The sequence below is a fragment of the Streptomyces caatingaensis genome (assembly GCF_001187435.1).
GTDB lineage: Bacteria > Actinomycetota > Actinomycetes > Streptomycetales > Streptomycetaceae > Streptomyces > Streptomyces caatingaensis.
Genome location: NZ_LFXA01000010.1, coordinates 52,716 through 66,939, shown reverse-complemented (window position 1 = coordinate 66,939; position 14,224 = coordinate 52,716). Strand labels below are relative to the sequence as shown.

Below are 14,224 nucleotides of genomic sequence, written 5' to 3'. Positions count from 1 at the left end.
GATCCGCCGGACCGGGGCGGGCATCGGCGGCGGCCGGGCTCCGTACGCCCCGTAGGATGGGCGTATGGCGAAGACCGGTACGACGACCCAGGGGCTGCGCGCGGCGATCGAGCGCAGCGGCTACTACCCGGCCCTCGTGGCCGAGGCCGTGGAGGCGGCCGTGGGCGGGGAGCCGGTCGTGTCGTACCTGGTGCACCAGGAGACGACGTTCGACTCCAACGAGGTCCGCCGTCACGTGACGGTCCTCGTCCTCACCGGCACGCGGTTCATCGTCAGCCACACCGACGAGCAGGCCGCCGACGGCACCTCGCCGTCCCCCTACGCCACCACCTCGACCGAGTCCGTGAAGCTGGAGCGGATCTCCTCGGTCGTCGTCAGCCGCGTCGTCGCCAACCCCGAGTCGTACACCCCGGGCGCGCTGCCCCGCGAGGTCGTGCTCACCATCGGCTGGGGAGCGGTCTCCCGGATCGACCTGGAGCCCGCCGCCTGCGGCGACCCCAACTGCGACGCGGACCACGGCTACACGGGCTCCACGACCGCCGACGACCTCAGTCTGCGCGTCAGCGAGGCGGGCGACGGGCCGGACAGCGTCCGCCAGACCCTCGCCTTCGCCCAGGCCCTCTCCGAGGCGACCGCGGTCGCCGGCCGCTGATGTCCCACCCGACGACGGCGGGCTCCCCCTGGTACGAGCCCGCGCCCCTGGACCCGCGCTCCGCGCCGCTGCCGCGCTACGGCACCGGCTCGCTGGCCGACCTGCTGCCCTCCGCCGTGGCCGGCCTGGGCGTCCCGGGCTTCCGCTCCGGACTGGAACTGGCGCCCGCCGACCGGGTCTGCGTCTTCCTGATCGACGGTCTGGGCTGGGAGCTGCTGCGCGCCCACCCCGCCGAGGCGCCGTTCCTCCACTCCCTGCTGGGCAGTTCGGGCAACGGCACCGGTACGCCGCTGACCGCGGGCTTCCCCTCCACCACGGCGACCTCGCTGGCCTCGGTGGGCACCGGCCTGCCCCCCGGCGTCCACGGCCTGCCCGGCTACACCGTCGCCGACCCCGCGACCGGACAGCTGATGAACCAGCTGCGCTGGCGGCCCTGGACGGATCCGCACCAGTGGCAGCCCTACCCCACGGTCTTCTCCCTCGCGGACGACGCGGGGATCCACACCTGCCAGGTCTCCGCCCCCGACTTCGAGCACACCCCGCTGACGAAGATCGCGCTCAGCGGCGGCACCTTCCACGGCCGGCTCTCCGGCGAGGACCGGATGGACTTCGCGGCCGAGCAACTCGGCGCCGCCGACCGCTCGCTGGTGTACACGTACTACAGCGAGGTGGACGGCAAGGGCCACCGCTTCGGCGTCGACTCCGAGGAGTGGCGCGGCCAGCTGATGTACGTGGACCTGCTGGCCCAGCGGCTCGCCGAGCAACTGCCGCCGCGTTCCGTGCTGTACGTCACCGCCGACCACGGCATGATCGACATCCCCTTCACCCCCGAGGCGCGCGTCGACTTCGACGAGGACTGGGAGCTGCGCGCCGGCGTGGCCCTCCTCGGCGGCGAGGCGCGGGCCCGGCACGTCTACGCGGTCCCCGGCGCGGCCGCCGATGTGCTCGCCGTGTGGCGCGAGGTGCTGGGGGAGCGGATGTGGGTGGCCGGGCGCGACGAGGCCATCGAGGCGGGCTGGTTCGGCCCGCCGGGCACCGGTGTGGACGACCGGGTGTACGCGCGGATCGGCGACGTCGTCGCCGCCGCGCGGGACGACGTCGCGATCGTCGCGACCGAGACCGAGCCCAACGAGTCCGCGATGGTCGGCCTGCACGGTTCCATGACCCCCGTCGAGCAGCTCGTCCCGCTCCTCGAAGTGCGCTCCTGAGCACCCCGCCGACCCGCACGACCCCGCACGACCCCCACGAACGAAAGGCATTGGCCTTCCCATGCCCGAGCTGGTGTTCTTCTCCGGAACCATGGACTGCGGAAAGAGCACCCTCGCTCTGCAGATCGAGCACAACCGCTCGGCCCGCGGACTGCAAGGGATGATCTTCACCCGCGACGACCGCGCGGGCGAGGGCAAACTGTCCTCGCGGCTCGGCCTGGTGACGGACTCCGTCGAGGCGGGCGAGGGCTTCGACTTCTACGCGTACATCGTCGGCCACCTCTCCTCGGGCGGCCGCGCCGACTACGTCATCTGCGACGAGGCCCAGTTCCTCGCCCCCGAGCAGATAGACCAGCTGGCCCGCGTCGTCGACGACCTCGAACTGGACGTCTTCGCCTTCGGCATCACCACCGACTTCCGCACCCGGCTCTTCCCCGGCTCACAGCGGCTGGTCGAGCTCGCCGACCGCATCGAGGTCCTGCAGGTCGAGGCGCTCTGCTGGTGCGGGGCGCGCGCCACCCACAACGCCCGCACGGTCGGCGGGCAGATGGTCGTCGAGGGCGCCCAGGTCGTCGTCGGGGACGTCAACCAGCCGGAGGCGGTGGTGGGTTACGAGGTGCTGTGCCGCCGTCACCACCGCCGGCGGATGACGGCGGCCGCGGCGCGGGCGGCCGCGCTCTCCCCCGACGTGCTGCCGGTGGACCCCGAACCCGTCGTCGGCGCCGAATCGGCCGGCGCGGCTAACGGGCCGTCCGCAGCAGGGTGAAGACGGCACCCTCCGGATCCTCGACCGAGGCCGTGCGGCCCGCCGGTTCGTCGTGCGGCGGGGTCAGCACCCGGCCGCCCAGCTCCTCGGCCCGCCGGACGGCGTCGTCGGCGTCGGACACCTCGAACCAGGTGGTCCAGTGCGGGTCGCGCAGCGCCGCCCCGGCGCCGCGGACCGAGGCGACCGGCCGGCCGTCCAGTAGCAGGGTGATCCGGTCGCAGTCGGCGGATCCGGCCGGCTTGGTCTCGTAACCGAACAGCGAGCGGTAGAACTTCACGACCGCCGCCGCGTCCTGGGTGACCAGCTCGTGCCACACCGGCGTGCCCGGCACGCCGGAGGGCTGCGGACCCGTCAGCTCCTGCCCCTGCCAGACGCCGAAGGGCGCGCCGGCCGGGTCGGACGCGAGGACCAGCCGGCCGATGTCGTCGGCGGCGAGCGGCCCGACCCCGACCGTGCCGCCGGAACAGCGGATCCACTCCGCGGCGGAGTCCGCGTCGTCGCTCGCCAGATAGGTGGTCCACGCCGTCGTCGGCCGCCGGTCGGGCGGCAGTTCGCCGATGCCGGCCACGTCCCGCCCGTCGATCGTCGCGCGGACGTACGGACCGAGCTGGCGCGGCCCGGGGCTGTAGTAGCTCCAGCCGAACAGGCCGCCGTAGAAGTCCTTGGTCGCTTCCAGGTCGTGCACCAGGAGGCTCGTCCAGCAGGGAGTGCCGGGGGCGTGCCCGGCGGGCCGCCCCCGCCGCGGGGAGGAACCCCATACCTCGGTCATCGTCGCTCTCTCCTCGGACCATCGTGGTGGCCGCGCGTTCTCCCGTGCGGGGACCGATGTGCGCGGGGTGGTACAGGACGGTGCCTGAGTGCAGATGTTTGCACCACCGGTGGTGACATGCCCCCCGGCCGCGCCGGATTTCACTGGTTCCCGCGGGAACTCATGGGAAGAGACCGGAAATCGCGTTTCGCTTCCGTTTCGGGGCCGTTGCCGTCCAGTATCGATCGGCCGGAACCGGGGCACCAGGGCGCCTGTCGGTCGCACGCCGACTACGCCAGGATGGCTGCCATGAATGCGATCATCAGCGCAGAGGAACTGGGCGCGGAACTGGCGGGGGAGCGGCCGCCGGTCCTGCTCGACATCCGCTGGGAGATGGGCGCGGTGTCGCGCCGCCCGGACTACGACGCCGGGCACATCCCCGGCGCGGTCTACCTCGACCTGGAAACGGAGTTGACGGGGCCGAAGGGGCCCGGCCCCGGCTGCCGTCATCCGCTGCCCGAGCCGGGCGCGTTCGGCGCGGCGATGCGCCGGGCCGGCGTCCGGACCGACCGCGGCGTCGTCGTCTACGACGGCGGGCAGGGCTGGGGCGCCGCGCGCGTATGGTGGCTGCTGAGCTGGACGGGACACCCCTCGGTACGCGTCCTGGACGGCGGTCTGCCCGCGTGGACGGCGCGCGGCGGGGCGGTGACGACCGAGGTGCCCGACGTGCCCGAGGGCGACTTCGTCCCCGCGCCCGGGGCGCGCCCGCTGCTCGTCGACGCGGACGAGGCCGCCGCGCTGGCCCGGCGCGGGGTGCTGCTGGACGCGCGGGCGGGGGAGCGCTACCGCGGCGAGGTGGAGCCGCTGGACCCGGTCGCCGGGCACATCCCCGGCGCGCACTCCGCGCCCACCATGGAGAACGTCACCGCCGACGGCCTCTTCCGGCCCGCCGGGGAACTGGCGGAGCGCTTCGCCGCGTTCGGCGCCGTGCCGGGCGCGGAGGTCGGCGTCTACTGCGGTTCCGGCGTCTCCGGCGCGCACGAGGTCCTGGCGCTCGCGGTGGCGGGGGTGCCGGCGGTGCTGTACGCGGGGTCCTGGAGCGACTGGACGGCGGACCCGGCGCGTCCGGTGGCCACCGGGCCGCAGCCGGGCTGATGCCCGGGGGCGGCCCCTCGCGGGAGGGGCCGCCCCCGGCTACTCCTGTTGCTTGCGGCTACTCCTGCTTCTTGCGGCGCGTGCCGAAGACGATCTCGTCCCAGCTGGGCACCGCCGCGCGGCGGCCCGGACGGACCCCGTCCGCCTCCGCCTGGCGGTCCGTGGTGCCGATCAGCCGCTCGCGGTGCCCCGCGACGGAACGCGGCATCAGCACGTCCGCGTAGGCCGCACCGGCGCTCGCCGCCGGGGCGGGCGGCTCCACGGCCTCGGCCTCCTCCGCCGGCGCCTCCTCGGCCGCCGGGGCCGGCGACGGCTCGGGGACGACCATGTCGCCCCGGAAGCTGGGCACGGCCTCCAGCAGGCTGGTCAGGGAGTCCCGCTCCTTGCCGCCCTCCTCCGGCGCGGTGGCGTCCCCGGACTCCGGCGCGCCGCCCGGGGGCGTCCGCTCCGCGCGCTCCGGGTGCCGCTCGCGGGGCAGCCGCGCGATGCGCGGGACGAAGGGGAAGCTCGGCTCCGGGGTGTCCTCGGTCTCGCCGATCAGCGCCCGGGCCTCGTCGTCCAGCGCAGAGACGATCCGCCGGGGCGGGTCGTACGTCCAGCTCGCGGCGCGCGGCTCACCGGCCACGCGGTAGACGAGCAGCACCTCCCAGGTGCCGTCGTCGCGCCGCCACGAGTCCCACTGGGCGGTGTCCTTCTCGGCGCCGCGCAGCAGCAGCCGCTCGGCGACGGCCTCGCCGAGCTGCGGCCCGGTGCTCTCGCCGGGCCGGCGCACGGGCGTCTTGCGGGCGCGCTCGGCCATGAACGCGCGCTCCGCCAGGACGGGCCCCTCGAAGCGCCGCACGCGCTCGACGGGGATGCCGGCGAGCTGGGCGACCTCCTCCGCGGAGGCACCGGCCCGGATCCGGGCCTGGATGTCCCGGGGCCTGAGGTGGCTCTCCACCTCGATCTCGATCTGGCCCAGGCGTGCGCGGTCGTTGCGCACGGCGGCGCGCAGCCGCTCGTCGATGGGGAGGGTGTACTCCGTGCTGTCCGCTGCCTTGAGCACCAGCCGTGTGCCGTCGTTGGAGACGGCCACGACACGCAGTTCGGGCATGGGGACCTCCCGGGTGGTGCCTGCCGACGTCACGTGCGTCGCTGCTTCCGCTAGTCGAGTGTGGCCTGCCCGGGTAGCAGCCTGCCACAACATTGCCGAGTTGACGGGGCGAGAGCCGCCCGGGCCCTTCCCGGTCGGGTCCGGGCAGCCGGACGGAATACCGGGGCCGGGCTCGCCACAGTACTCCATTCGGACCACTGGGGGTGGAGCGGCGCGCCATCGATGTTCACGTCCGGCAAGGGAGTTGATTGTGCCCTCGTGCGCCGGAGACCTTCCCACGGGTGGCGAGTTTCACACAATCAACGGATTCGGAACTGTTCGTTACGCTCGAATGTCTCTTCTGGCTGCAAGAGGTGCGAAAGGTTCGACAGAGGCCGGAGATGGACGACAAAGCCGAAAGTGACGCAAAGGCCAAGGGCAGGCGCCTGGACTTGAGCGTCGCCCAGGTCGCCGGGAGTGCCCTCGCGGCCGTCGTCGCGGCGCTGCTCGCGGGCCGGCTCGGTGTCTACGGCACCGTGCTCGGCGCCGGTGTCGTCAGCGTGATCGCCACCACGGGCGGCACCGTCTTCCAGCACCTGTTCCGGCGCACGGGCGAGCAGGTGCGGGACGTGGCCGTCCAGGCCGCGCGGCCCCGGGCGCGGCAGGTGCCGCCGCTCGACGACGGGGCGCACGCCGGTGCGCACCCCTTCCCGCCCGGGTACTCCACCGAATACTCCGAGGGCACGACGCATGGCACCCGGCTGCGCGGGTGGAAGCGCTCACTGCTGGCCGCCGGCTCCGTCTTCGTCCTGGCGATGGGCGCGGTGACGGCGGTCGAGCTGGTGTCCGGGAAGAGCGCGGACGGGGAGAAGGGCGGGACGACGATCGTGCGGACGTTCCAGGGCGGGGGCTCGGGCGGGGCGTCGGGGCACGAGCAGAAGAAGGAGAAGGAGAAGGGGAGGTCGTCGGTGCCGGACTCGGGTACGTCCGGTACGTCCGGCGGCACGTCCGGTGCATCCGGAACTCCGGATTCCGGATCGGATTCCGGTTCCGGGGCCGCCTCCGGCGGGGGCGGCGAGTCGGACGGCAAGGACGGGTCCTCGCCGTCGCCCGACGCCTCGGGGAAGGAGTCGCCGGACGCCGGCGGCTCGTCCTCCGGTGGCTCCGGCTCCTCCGGAGGCTCCGGCGGGTCCTCGCCGAGTCCGGACAAGTCGCCGGATGCGGCTGGTGGCGGGTCCTCCGGTGGCAAGACGCCGCCGCCGGTGACGGCTCCGCCGGCGACTGCGGCGCCGTAGGAGGTTTGCCCCAGCCCCTCCCCCAGAGGGGCCGGGGCCACTCACTCGCCGAGCACGCGGCGCAGGTACGCGTTCGCGAACACCCGTCCGGGATCCAGGCGGTCCCGCACGGCGGTGAACTCCGCGAAGCGGGGGTAGACGCCGGACAGGTAGGCCGCGTCACGCGAGTGCAGCTTCCCCCAGTGGGGCCGCCCCCCATGCGCGACCATGACCTGCTCCGCGGCGGAGAAGTACTCCCGGTACGGCGCCCCCCGGTACATGTGCACGGCGATGTACGCCGTCTCCCGCCCGGACGCCGTGGACAGCGGGATGTCGTCCGCGGGCGCCGTCCGCACCTCCACGGGGAAGCTCACCCGCAGCCGGCGGCGCTCGACGACCGAGCGCAGCTCCCGCAGGGCGGACAGCGCCGCCTCGCGCGGCAGGGCGTACTCCGTCTCCAGGAAGCGGACGCGGCGCGGGCTGGTGAAGACCCTGTACGGGATGTCGGTGTAGGTGCGGGCCGACAGGGCCCGCCCGGTGAGCCGGGCCATGCCGGGCACGGTCGCGGGAACGGCCCGGCCGAGCGCGCACACCGCTCCGAACAGGCCGTTGGAGAGCAGCTCGTCGTCCAGCCAGGCCGCGGCACGGCCGAGCGGCGCCGCCGGCCCCGCGGCACGGTTGTTGCGCTTGGTGGTGCAGTGTTCGGTGTGGGGGAACCAGTAGAACTCGAAGTGCTCGTTCTCGGCCACGAGCCAATCGAACTCCGCCATGACCCGCCCCAGGGACATGGGCTCCTCACGGGCCGTCAGCAGGAACTCCGGCTCCACGGCGAAGGTGAGCGCCGTGATCACGCCCAGGGCGCCGAGCCCCACCCGGGCCGCCGCGAAGACCTCCGGGTGCCGCGCGGCGGAGCACTCCAGGACCGTGCCGTCCGCGGTGACCAGCTCGATTCCGCGCAGTTGCGCGGCGATGGCGGCCGAGTCGCGGCCGGTGCCGTGGGTGCCGGTGGCGACCGCGCCGGAGACGGTCTGCTCCATGATGTCGCCCATGTTCGTCAGCGACAGACCGTGGGCGGACAGCAGCCGGTTGAGGGTGCCGAGCCGCATGCCCGCGCCGACCGTCACCGTCCCGGCCGCGCGGTCGACCGCGCGCACGCCGGTCAGCCGGTCGGGGCGTATCAGCAGTCCGTCGGTGACGGCCGCCGCGGTGAAGGAGTGCCCCGAGCCGACCGCCTTGACCCGCAGGCCGTCCGCCGCGGCGGACGCGACGGCCTCGGCCGTCTCGCGCGCCGTGGCCGGCGCCGCGGTCCGCGCGGGGCGGGCGGTCACGTTCCCCGCCCAGTTACGCCACGCGCTCGTCCTCACTGTCCCCGTCATGTGCCCCAGCCCCTCCCCTTGCTCGCGGAACGGATGCCTCCGCCCGCTCCGGCGCCGGCCGCAGCCGGCGGTATCCGAGGAACGCGACCACCGCGGCCAGCGCGCCCGAGGCACCGGGCACCGCGTACCCCGGGCCGGCCCCGGCGGCGTCGACCACCGAGCCGGCGACGGACGAACCGAGCGCCGCACCGACCGCCATGCCGGTGCTCATCCAGCTCAGGCCCTCCGTGAAGTTCGCCCGGGGCACGTGGTGCCCGACGAGGGCCATGGTGGTGACCATCGTCGGTGCGATGGCCAGACCCGCGAAGAAGAGCGCCACGGCCAACACGGCCAGGTTCCCGACCAGTTGGAGGGGGATCATACTCACGGCCATGGCGCACACGCCCAGCAGCCAGCGCAGCGCCGGGTCGCCCTTGGGGTGCAGCAGCCCGAACACCGCGCCGGCCAGGCACGACCCGAGGGCCCACACCGCGAGCACCAGGCTGGACGCCGCCTTGTGGCCGTGCTCCTCGGCGAAGGCGACCGTCACCACCTCTATCGAGCCGAACAGCCCGCCGGTGGCGACGAAGGTGACCACCAGGACCCGCAGTCCGCGCGAGCGCAGCGCCGAGCCGCCGGAGCGGTGGGCGGCCGGGGCCGGCGCGGGCTCGGTGGCGCGCTGCGCGGTGAGCCAGAAGACGCCGGCGACGAGGAAGACGCCGGCCAGCAGGGGACCGGCCTCGGGGAACCAGCCGGTGGACAGGCCGATGGCGAGGAGCGGCCCGGCGATGAAGACCACCTCGTCGATCACGGACTCGGCGGAGTAGGCGGTGTGCAGCCGCTCGGGGGAGTCGGCGTAGAGGGCGGACCAGCGGGCCCGCACCATCGAGCCCACGCTCGGCACGGTGCCCACGCCCAGCACGAAGAGGAACAGGGTCCACTCGGGCCAGCCCTGCTGGGCGCTCAGCAGGAGGGCGGCCGTCGACGCCGCCGCGACCAGCGTGGCGGGCCGCATGACGCGGCGCTGTCCGTGACGGTCGACCAGGCGCGAGACCTGCGGGCCCATCACGGCGGTGGCCAGCGCGAGGGTCGCGGAGAGCGCTCCGGCCAGCCCGTACCGGCCGGTCAGCTCGGAGACCATGGTGACGATGCCGATGCCCATCATCGACAGCGGCATGCGGCCGAGGAGTCCGGCCGCGGAGAAGCCCTTGGCGCCGGGAGCGGCGAAGATCGCACGGTAGGGACTGGACAAGCCGACTCCGCACTCAGGGGAACGCGAGGTTCCGGGAACGAGAGGTTCGACACGAGGGTGCCGTAAGGGCCTTGGGTGGCCCATACAGCTTACGAGTGAACGTCTGTTCGTCGCACGGCAATTTCAAGCCCTGGGGCACCGTCGGTAACCCGAGCCGGGTGCGGCGGCTGTCAGTGGCGGGTGGCAGGATCGGAGCCATGTCGGATCAGCCAGCCCACGCCCCGTACGACGCCCTGCTGTTGCTCTCCTTCGGCGGCCCCGAGGGCCCGGACGACGTCGTCCCCTTCCTGGAGAACGTGACGCGCGGCCGCGGCATCCCCCGCGAGCGGCTCAAGGAGGTCGGCCTGCACTACTTCCTCTTCGGGGGCGTCAGCCCCATCAACGACCAGAACCGCGAGCTGCTCCGCGTCCTGCGCGAGGAGTTCGCCGCCGCCGGCCTCGACCTGCCGGTCTACTGGGGCAACCGCAACTGGACGCCGTATCTGACCGACACCCTCCGGCAGCTCGTCGCCGACGGCCACCGCCGCGTCATCACCCTGGCCACCAGCGCCTACGCCTCCTACTCCGGCTGCCGCCAGTACCGCGAGAACCTCGCCGACGCCCTGGCCACCCTGGAGGCCGAGGGCCTGCCCGTGCCGCGGATCGACAAGCTGCGCCACTACTTCAACCACCCCGGCTTCGTCCGCCCCATGGCCGACGCCACGCTCGCCGCCCTGGCCGAGCTGCCCGAGGAGGTCCGCGCCGGGGCCCACCTCGCCTTCACCACCCACTCCATCCCCACCGCCGCCGCCGACACCTCGGGCCCCGTCGAGGACCACGGCGACGGCGGCGCCTACGTCGCGCAGCACCTGGACGTCGCCCGGACGATCGCCGAGGCCGTGCGCGCCGAGACCGGCACCGACCGCCCGTGGCGGCTCGTCTACCAGTCCCGCAGCGGCGCCCCGCACATCCCCTGGCTCGAACCCGACATCTGCGACCACCTGGAGACGCTGCACGGCGAGGGCGTCCCGGCCGTCGTCATGGTCCCCATCGGCTTCGTCTCCGACCACATGGAGGTCAAGTACGACCTCGACACGGAGGCCACCGCCAAGGCCGCCGAGCTGGGCCTGCCCGTCGCCCGCGCCGCGACCGTGGGCGCCGACCCGCGCTTCGCCGCCGCCGTCCGCGAGCTGGTCCTGGAGCGCGCCGCCGCCGAGCGCGGCGAGCGGCCCGAGCGCTGCGCCCTGGGCGCCCTCGGCCCCTCCCACGACCTGTGCCCGGTCGGCTGCTGCCCGGCCCGTTCCCCCCGCCCCGCCGCCGCGGGCGCCGACAGCCCGTACGCGTAAGGAAGCACCATGAGCAACTCCGAGCTCCTGGCGGTGGCCCTGGAGGCCGCCGCCCGGGCCGGCGCCCTCCTCAAGGACGGCCGCCCGGCCGACCTGGGCGTGGCGGCGACCAAGTCCAGCTCCGTCGACGTGGTCACCGAGATGGACCTCGCCGCCGAGAAGCTGATCACCGGCTTCCTCGCCGAGCGGCGCCCGCACGACGGGCTCCTCGGCGAGGAGGGCGCCAGCAGCGAGGGCACCAGCGGGGTCCGCTGGGTCGTCGACCCGCTCGACGGCACCGTCAACTACCTCTACGGCCTGCCCTCCTGGGCCGTCTCCATCGCCGCCGAGCTGGACGGGGAGGCGGTGGTCGGAGTGGTCGCCGCGCCGATGCGCGGCGAGACCTACCACGCGGTGCTCGGCGAGGGCGCGTACTGCGGCGGGCGGCGGCTGCGGGCGCGCCCCGCGGCCCCGCTCGCGCAGGCGCTCGTCGGCACCGGTTTCGGCTACCTCACCGAGCGCCGCGCCGCCCAGGCCGAGGTGGTGCGCGCCCTGCTGCCCGAGGTGCGCGACATCCGCCGGGCCGGCGCGGCCGCCATCGACCTGTGCGACGTGGCCTGCGGCCGGCTCGACGGCTACTACGAGCGCGGCCTCAACCCCTGGGACTTCGCGGCCGGCGCCCTGATCGCCCGCGAGGCGGGCGCCCTCACCGGCGGCCGCCCCGGCCGGCCGGCCTCCGGCGAGCTGACCGTCGCCGCCGCGCCCGGCCTCTTCGAGCCGCTCCAGGCCCGCCTGGAGGAGCTGGGCGCCTGGCACGACTGAACCCGGCCGGTCACAGGGAAGCGCCCCGGTGCGACGTACGCACCGGGGCGCTTCCCGGTCATCACGGGACCGGCTCAGGGGTCAGGCGGCGCTGACCTCGACGCCGTGCTCCGCCGCGAGGCGGTGCAGGTCGTCCAGCTGCGACTGCTCCATGTCGATGAGAAAGTCGTCGCCGCTGCGGCGGGCCCGGTCGAGAGATTGCCGCGTGCTCTCTATGCGCTGCAGAATGCCGGCGGTGAACGCGTCCATGCTGCGCCCCCTCCTGGGTCGGCTCGGTTGGCACGGGGGTGTGCCGGGGGATCCCGGCCGGAGCCGGGACGATCACGTGCGTGGTGGTACCCGTGCGGTACGGCGGATCGGGGCGTACCGCGACAGAGGGTCGTGATCGCGGGTGTGCGTACGTCTTCCCCACCCCCGTCCGGACGGAAACATGCCGTCCGCAAACAGGCCCGAATCTCCCCCCGCTCGCCGCCCGGCACCCCTTACAGCCGGTTTACCGGGTGAGGAGGCACGATGGAGGGACTCACCATGGTCCGTCGCGCCTGCCCCGACGCCCGCGCGGACCGTCCCCACCAGGCCCGCCGGGCCCCTACGGAAGGAACCAGCGCCGTGCGCGTACTCGTCGTCGAGGACGAGCAGCTGCTCGCAGACGCCGTCGCCACCGGACTGCGCCGGGAGGCCATGGCCGTCGACGTCGTGTACGACGGAGCCGCCGCCCTGGAGCGCATCGCCGTCAACGACTACGACGTGGTCGTCCTCGACCGCGACCTGCCCGTCGTCCACGGCGACGACGTCTGCCGCAAGGTCGTGGAGCTCCAGCTGCCGACCCGCATCCTGATGCTCACCGCCTCCGGCGACGTCAGCGACCGCGTCGAGGGCCTGGAGATCGGCGCCGACGACTACCTCCCCAAGCCCTTCGCCTTCAGCGAGCTCATCGCCCGCGTACGGGCCCTGGGCCGGCGCACCACGGTCGCCCTGCCGCCCGTCCTTGAGCGGGCCGGCATCCGGCTGGACCCCAACCGCCGGGAGGTCTTCCGCGACGGCCGCGAGGTGCAGCTCGCCCCCAAGGAGTTCGCGGTCCTGGAGGTGCTCATGCGCAGCGAGGGCGCCGTGGTCTCCGCGGAGCAGCTGCTGGAGAAGGCCTGGGACGAGAACACCGACCCCTTCACCAACGTCGTCCGTGTCACCGTCATGACGCTGCGCCGCAAGCTGGGCGAGCCCGCCGTGATCATCACGGTCCCCGGCTCGGGATACCGGATCTGAGATGGCCGCCTCGTCCCCCGCCTCCCCGCCCACGCCCCCCTCGGCCCCGCCCCCGCCGGGCTCCCCGCCCAGACCCGCCTGGGATCCCCGCCAGCCGGTGGTCCGCCCCTTCCCCTGGCTGCGGCCCACCATCCGGATACGGCTCACCCTGCTGTACGGCGGAATGTTCCTGATGGCCGGCGTCCTGCTGCTGACGATCATCTACCTGCTGGCGGCGGACGCGATGCGGCAGGGCAGCGAGCTGCCGTTCAGCCTGGTCGAGGGCAAGGTCCGGGTGGCCACCAACTGCCCCGACCTCGCCAACATCAGCGACAACAACCAGTTCATGCAGGGCGTCAAGACCTGCACCCAGCACCAGCGCGCCCTGGCCCTCGACGGCCTGCTCCGTCGCTCCCTGCTGGCCCTGCTCGGGCTTGCCGTGATCGCCTTCGCCTTCGGCTACGCCATGGCCGGCCGCGTCCTCTCGCCGCTGGGCAAGATCACGCGCACCGCCCGCCGGGTGGCCGCGACCGACCTGACCCGGCGCATCGAGCTCGGCGGTCCGGACGACGAGCTCAAGGAGCTCTCGGACACCTTCGACGAGATGCTCGACCGGCTGGAGCGGGCCTTCACGGCCCAGCAGCGCTTCGTGGCCAACGCCTCGCACGAGCTGCGCACCCCGCTGGCGATCAACCGCACCCTGCTGGAGGTGCACCTCTCGGACCCGGGGGCGTCGCCGGAGCTCCAGCAGCTGGGCAAGACGCTGCTGGCCACCAACGAGCGCAGCGAGCAGCTCGTGGAGGGCCTGCTCCTGCTGGCCCGCAGCGACAACGAGATCGTGGACCGCAAGCCCGTCGACCTCGCGGAGGTCGCCACCCGGGCCCTCGACCAGGCCCGTGCCGAGGCCCAGACCAAGGGCGTGGAGCTGCGCGGCACCCGGCAGCCCGCCGTGGTGCAGGGCAACGGCGTCCTGCTGGAGCGGATCGCCCTCAACCTGGTGCAGAACGCTGTCCGCTACAACGTCCCGGACGGCTGGGTCGAGGTCACCACCGAGACCCGGCAGGGCGAGGCGGTGCTGGTCGTGGAGAACACCGGCCCCGTCGTGCCCGCCTACGAGCTGGACAACATCTTCGAGCCGTTCCGCCGGCTGCGCACCGAGCGCACCGGCAGCGACAAGGGCGTGGGCCTCGGCCTGTCCATCGTCCGCTCGGTGGCCCGGGCGCACGGCGGCCGGATCACGGCGGTGCCCCGGGAGGGCGGCGGGCTGGTCATGAGGGTCGTCCTGCCGACCTGACAGACTCCCCCGGGCCCCGTCACAGGGCCGGGAAATCTGCGACAATACGGCGGACCCGGGTTCGCTTTGCGCGGAATTTT

General features: G+C 74.0%; 14 protein-coding genes. 9 read left to right on the top strand and 5 right to left on the bottom strand.

Annotation, left to right across the window (positions count from 1 at the left end; translation table 11 throughout):
* The first annotated feature begins 64 nt into the window (after positions 1-64).
* From AC230_RS17080 to AC230_RS17070, 3 genes are all read left to right on the top strand, one after another.
* Positions 65-652, top strand: a complete 588-nt coding sequence (locus tag AC230_RS17080) for a DUF5998 family protein (RefSeq protein WP_049717129.1) — start codon at positions 65-67, stop codon at positions 650-652.
* Positions 652-1,860: an alkaline phosphatase family protein gene (locus AC230_RS17075; RefSeq protein ID WP_049717128.1), complete on the top strand. Its 1,209-nt coding sequence runs from the start codon at positions 652-654 to the stop codon at positions 1,858-1,860. Before AC230_RS17080 ends, AC230_RS17075 begins: the two co-directional genes overlap by 1 nt.
* Before the next feature lie 61 nt (positions 1,861-1,921).
* Complete coding sequence (locus tag AC230_RS17070) at positions 1,922-2,626, top strand: thymidine kinase (protein WP_049717127.1); 705 nt, start codon at positions 1,922-1,924, stop codon at positions 2,624-2,626.
* Here AC230_RS17070 and AC230_RS17065 read toward each other — a convergent pair.
* The gene (locus tag AC230_RS17065; protein ID WP_049717126.1) at positions 2,601-3,395 is read right to left on the bottom strand and encodes a VOC family protein; all 795 of its coding nucleotides are present in this window, start codon (positions 3,393-3,395) and stop codon (positions 2,601-2,603) included. The two genes, AC230_RS17070 and AC230_RS17065, sit on opposite strands and share 26 nt — an antisense overlap.
* A 288-nt stretch (positions 3,396-3,683) precedes the next feature.
* Between AC230_RS17065 and AC230_RS17060 the strand changes: the two genes are divergently transcribed.
* Positions 3,684-4,529 carry a sulfurtransferase gene (locus AC230_RS17060; RefSeq protein ID WP_049717125.1) on the top strand — a complete coding sequence of 282 codons (846 nt, stop codon included), beginning with the start codon at positions 3,684-3,686 and terminating at the stop codon, positions 4,527-4,529.
* Between the two features lie 58 nt (positions 4,530-4,587).
* Here AC230_RS17060 and sepH read toward each other — a convergent pair whose 3' ends face one another.
* The gene (gene sepH, locus AC230_RS17055) at positions 4,588-5,655 is read right to left on the bottom strand and encodes a septation protein SepH (protein ID WP_078871327.1); all 1,068 of its coding nucleotides are present in this window, start codon (positions 5,653-5,655) and stop codon (positions 4,588-4,590) included.
* Positions 5,656-6,002: 347 nt separating this feature from the next.
* Between sepH and AC230_RS30355 the strand changes: the two genes are divergently transcribed.
* Positions 6,003-6,896, top strand: a complete 894-nt coding sequence (locus AC230_RS30355; RefSeq protein ID WP_053161221.1) for a hypothetical protein — start codon at positions 6,003-6,005, stop codon at positions 6,894-6,896.
* A gap of 41 nt (positions 6,897-6,937) precedes the next feature.
* Here the strand turns inward: AC230_RS30355 and AC230_RS17045 are convergent, their stop codons facing one another.
* Both AC230_RS17045 and AC230_RS17040 read right to left on the bottom strand, forming a co-directional pair.
* Positions 6,938-8,251, bottom strand: coding sequence for a D-arabinono-1,4-lactone oxidase (locus tag AC230_RS17045; RefSeq protein ID WP_049717123.1), 1,314 nt, complete (start codon positions 8,249-8,251; stop codon positions 6,938-6,940).
* Complete coding sequence (locus AC230_RS17040; RefSeq protein WP_049717122.1) at positions 8,217-9,482, bottom strand: MFS transporter; 1,266 nt, start codon at positions 9,480-9,482, stop codon at positions 8,217-8,219. Before AC230_RS17040 ends, AC230_RS17045 begins: the two co-directional genes overlap by 35 nt.
* Before the next feature lie 197 nt (positions 9,483-9,679).
* On the opposite strand from AC230_RS17040, the gene AC230_RS17035 reads away from it, so the two are divergent.
* Together AC230_RS17035 and AC230_RS17030 are read left to right on the top strand one after the other, a co-directional pair.
* Positions 9,680-10,807 (top strand): ferrochelatase, encoded by a 1,128-nt coding sequence (locus tag AC230_RS17035; RefSeq protein ID WP_049717121.1) that lies wholly within the window; start codon positions 9,680-9,682, stop codon positions 10,805-10,807.
* 9 nt (positions 10,808-10,816) lie between these two features.
* Positions 10,817-11,608, top strand: a complete 792-nt coding sequence (locus tag AC230_RS17030; protein ID WP_049717120.1) for an inositol monophosphatase family protein — start codon at positions 10,817-10,819, stop codon at positions 11,606-11,608.
* Positions 11,609-11,689: 81 nt separating this feature from the next.
* Here the strand turns inward: AC230_RS17030 and AC230_RS33050 are convergent, their stop codons facing one another.
* Positions 11,690-11,857 carry a hypothetical protein gene (locus AC230_RS33050; protein ID WP_198535550.1) on the bottom strand — a complete coding sequence of 56 codons (168 nt, stop codon included), beginning with the start codon at positions 11,855-11,857 and terminating at the stop codon, positions 11,690-11,692.
* A gap of 360 nt (positions 11,858-12,217) precedes the next feature.
* Between AC230_RS33050 and AC230_RS17025 the strand changes: the two genes are divergently transcribed.
* Both AC230_RS17025 and AC230_RS17020 read left to right on the top strand, forming a co-directional pair.
* Positions 12,218-12,871, top strand: a complete 654-nt coding sequence (locus tag AC230_RS17025; protein WP_049717119.1) for a response regulator transcription factor — start codon at positions 12,218-12,220, stop codon at positions 12,869-12,871.
* 1 nt (position 12,872) lies between these two features.
* A complete protein-coding gene (locus tag AC230_RS17020; RefSeq protein ID WP_049717118.1) occupies positions 12,873-14,144 on the top strand; it encodes a sensor histidine kinase in 1,272 nt (423 codons plus the stop codon).
* Positions 14,145-14,224: the final 80 nt, after the last annotated feature.

Excerpts from the sequence above, each read along its gene's own strand:
- AC230_RS17080 (WP_049717129.1), top strand. The coding sequence starts at position 65 with ATGGCGAAGACCGGTACGACGACCCAGGGGCTGCGCGCGGCGATCGAG.
- AC230_RS17030 (WP_049717120.1), top strand. The coding sequence starts at position 10,817 with ATGAGCAACTCCGAGCTCCTGGCGGTGGCCCTGGAGGCCGCCGCCCGG.
- AC230_RS17045 (WP_049717123.1), bottom strand. The coding sequence starts at position 8,251 with ATGACGGGGACAGTGAGGACGAGCGCGTGGCGTAACTGGGCGGGGAAC.
- AC230_RS17065 (WP_049717126.1), bottom strand. The coding sequence starts at position 3,395 with ATGACCGAGGTATGGGGTTCCTCCCCGCGGCGGGGGCGGCCCGCCGGG.
- AC230_RS17020 (WP_049717118.1), top strand. The coding sequence starts at position 12,873 with ATGGCCGCCTCGTCCCCCGCCTCCCCGCCCACGCCCCCCTCGGCCCCG.
- AC230_RS17075 (WP_049717128.1), top strand. The coding sequence starts at position 652 with ATGTCCCACCCGACGACGGCGGGCTCCCCCTGGTACGAGCCCGCGCCC.
- AC230_RS17070 (WP_049717127.1), top strand. The coding sequence starts at position 1,922 with ATGCCCGAGCTGGTGTTCTTCTCCGGAACCATGGACTGCGGAAAGAGC.
- AC230_RS33050 (WP_198535550.1), bottom strand. The coding sequence starts at position 11,857 with ATGGACGCGTTCACCGCCGGCATTCTGCAGCGCATAGAGAGCACGCGG.
- AC230_RS17035 (WP_049717121.1), top strand. The coding sequence starts at position 9,680 with ATGTCGGATCAGCCAGCCCACGCCCCGTACGACGCCCTGCTGTTGCTC.
- AC230_RS30355 (WP_053161221.1), top strand. The coding sequence starts at position 6,003 with ATGGACGACAAAGCCGAAAGTGACGCAAAGGCCAAGGGCAGGCGCCTG.
- AC230_RS17060 (WP_049717125.1), top strand. The coding sequence starts at position 3,684 with ATGAATGCGATCATCAGCGCAGAGGAACTGGGCGCGGAACTGGCGGGG.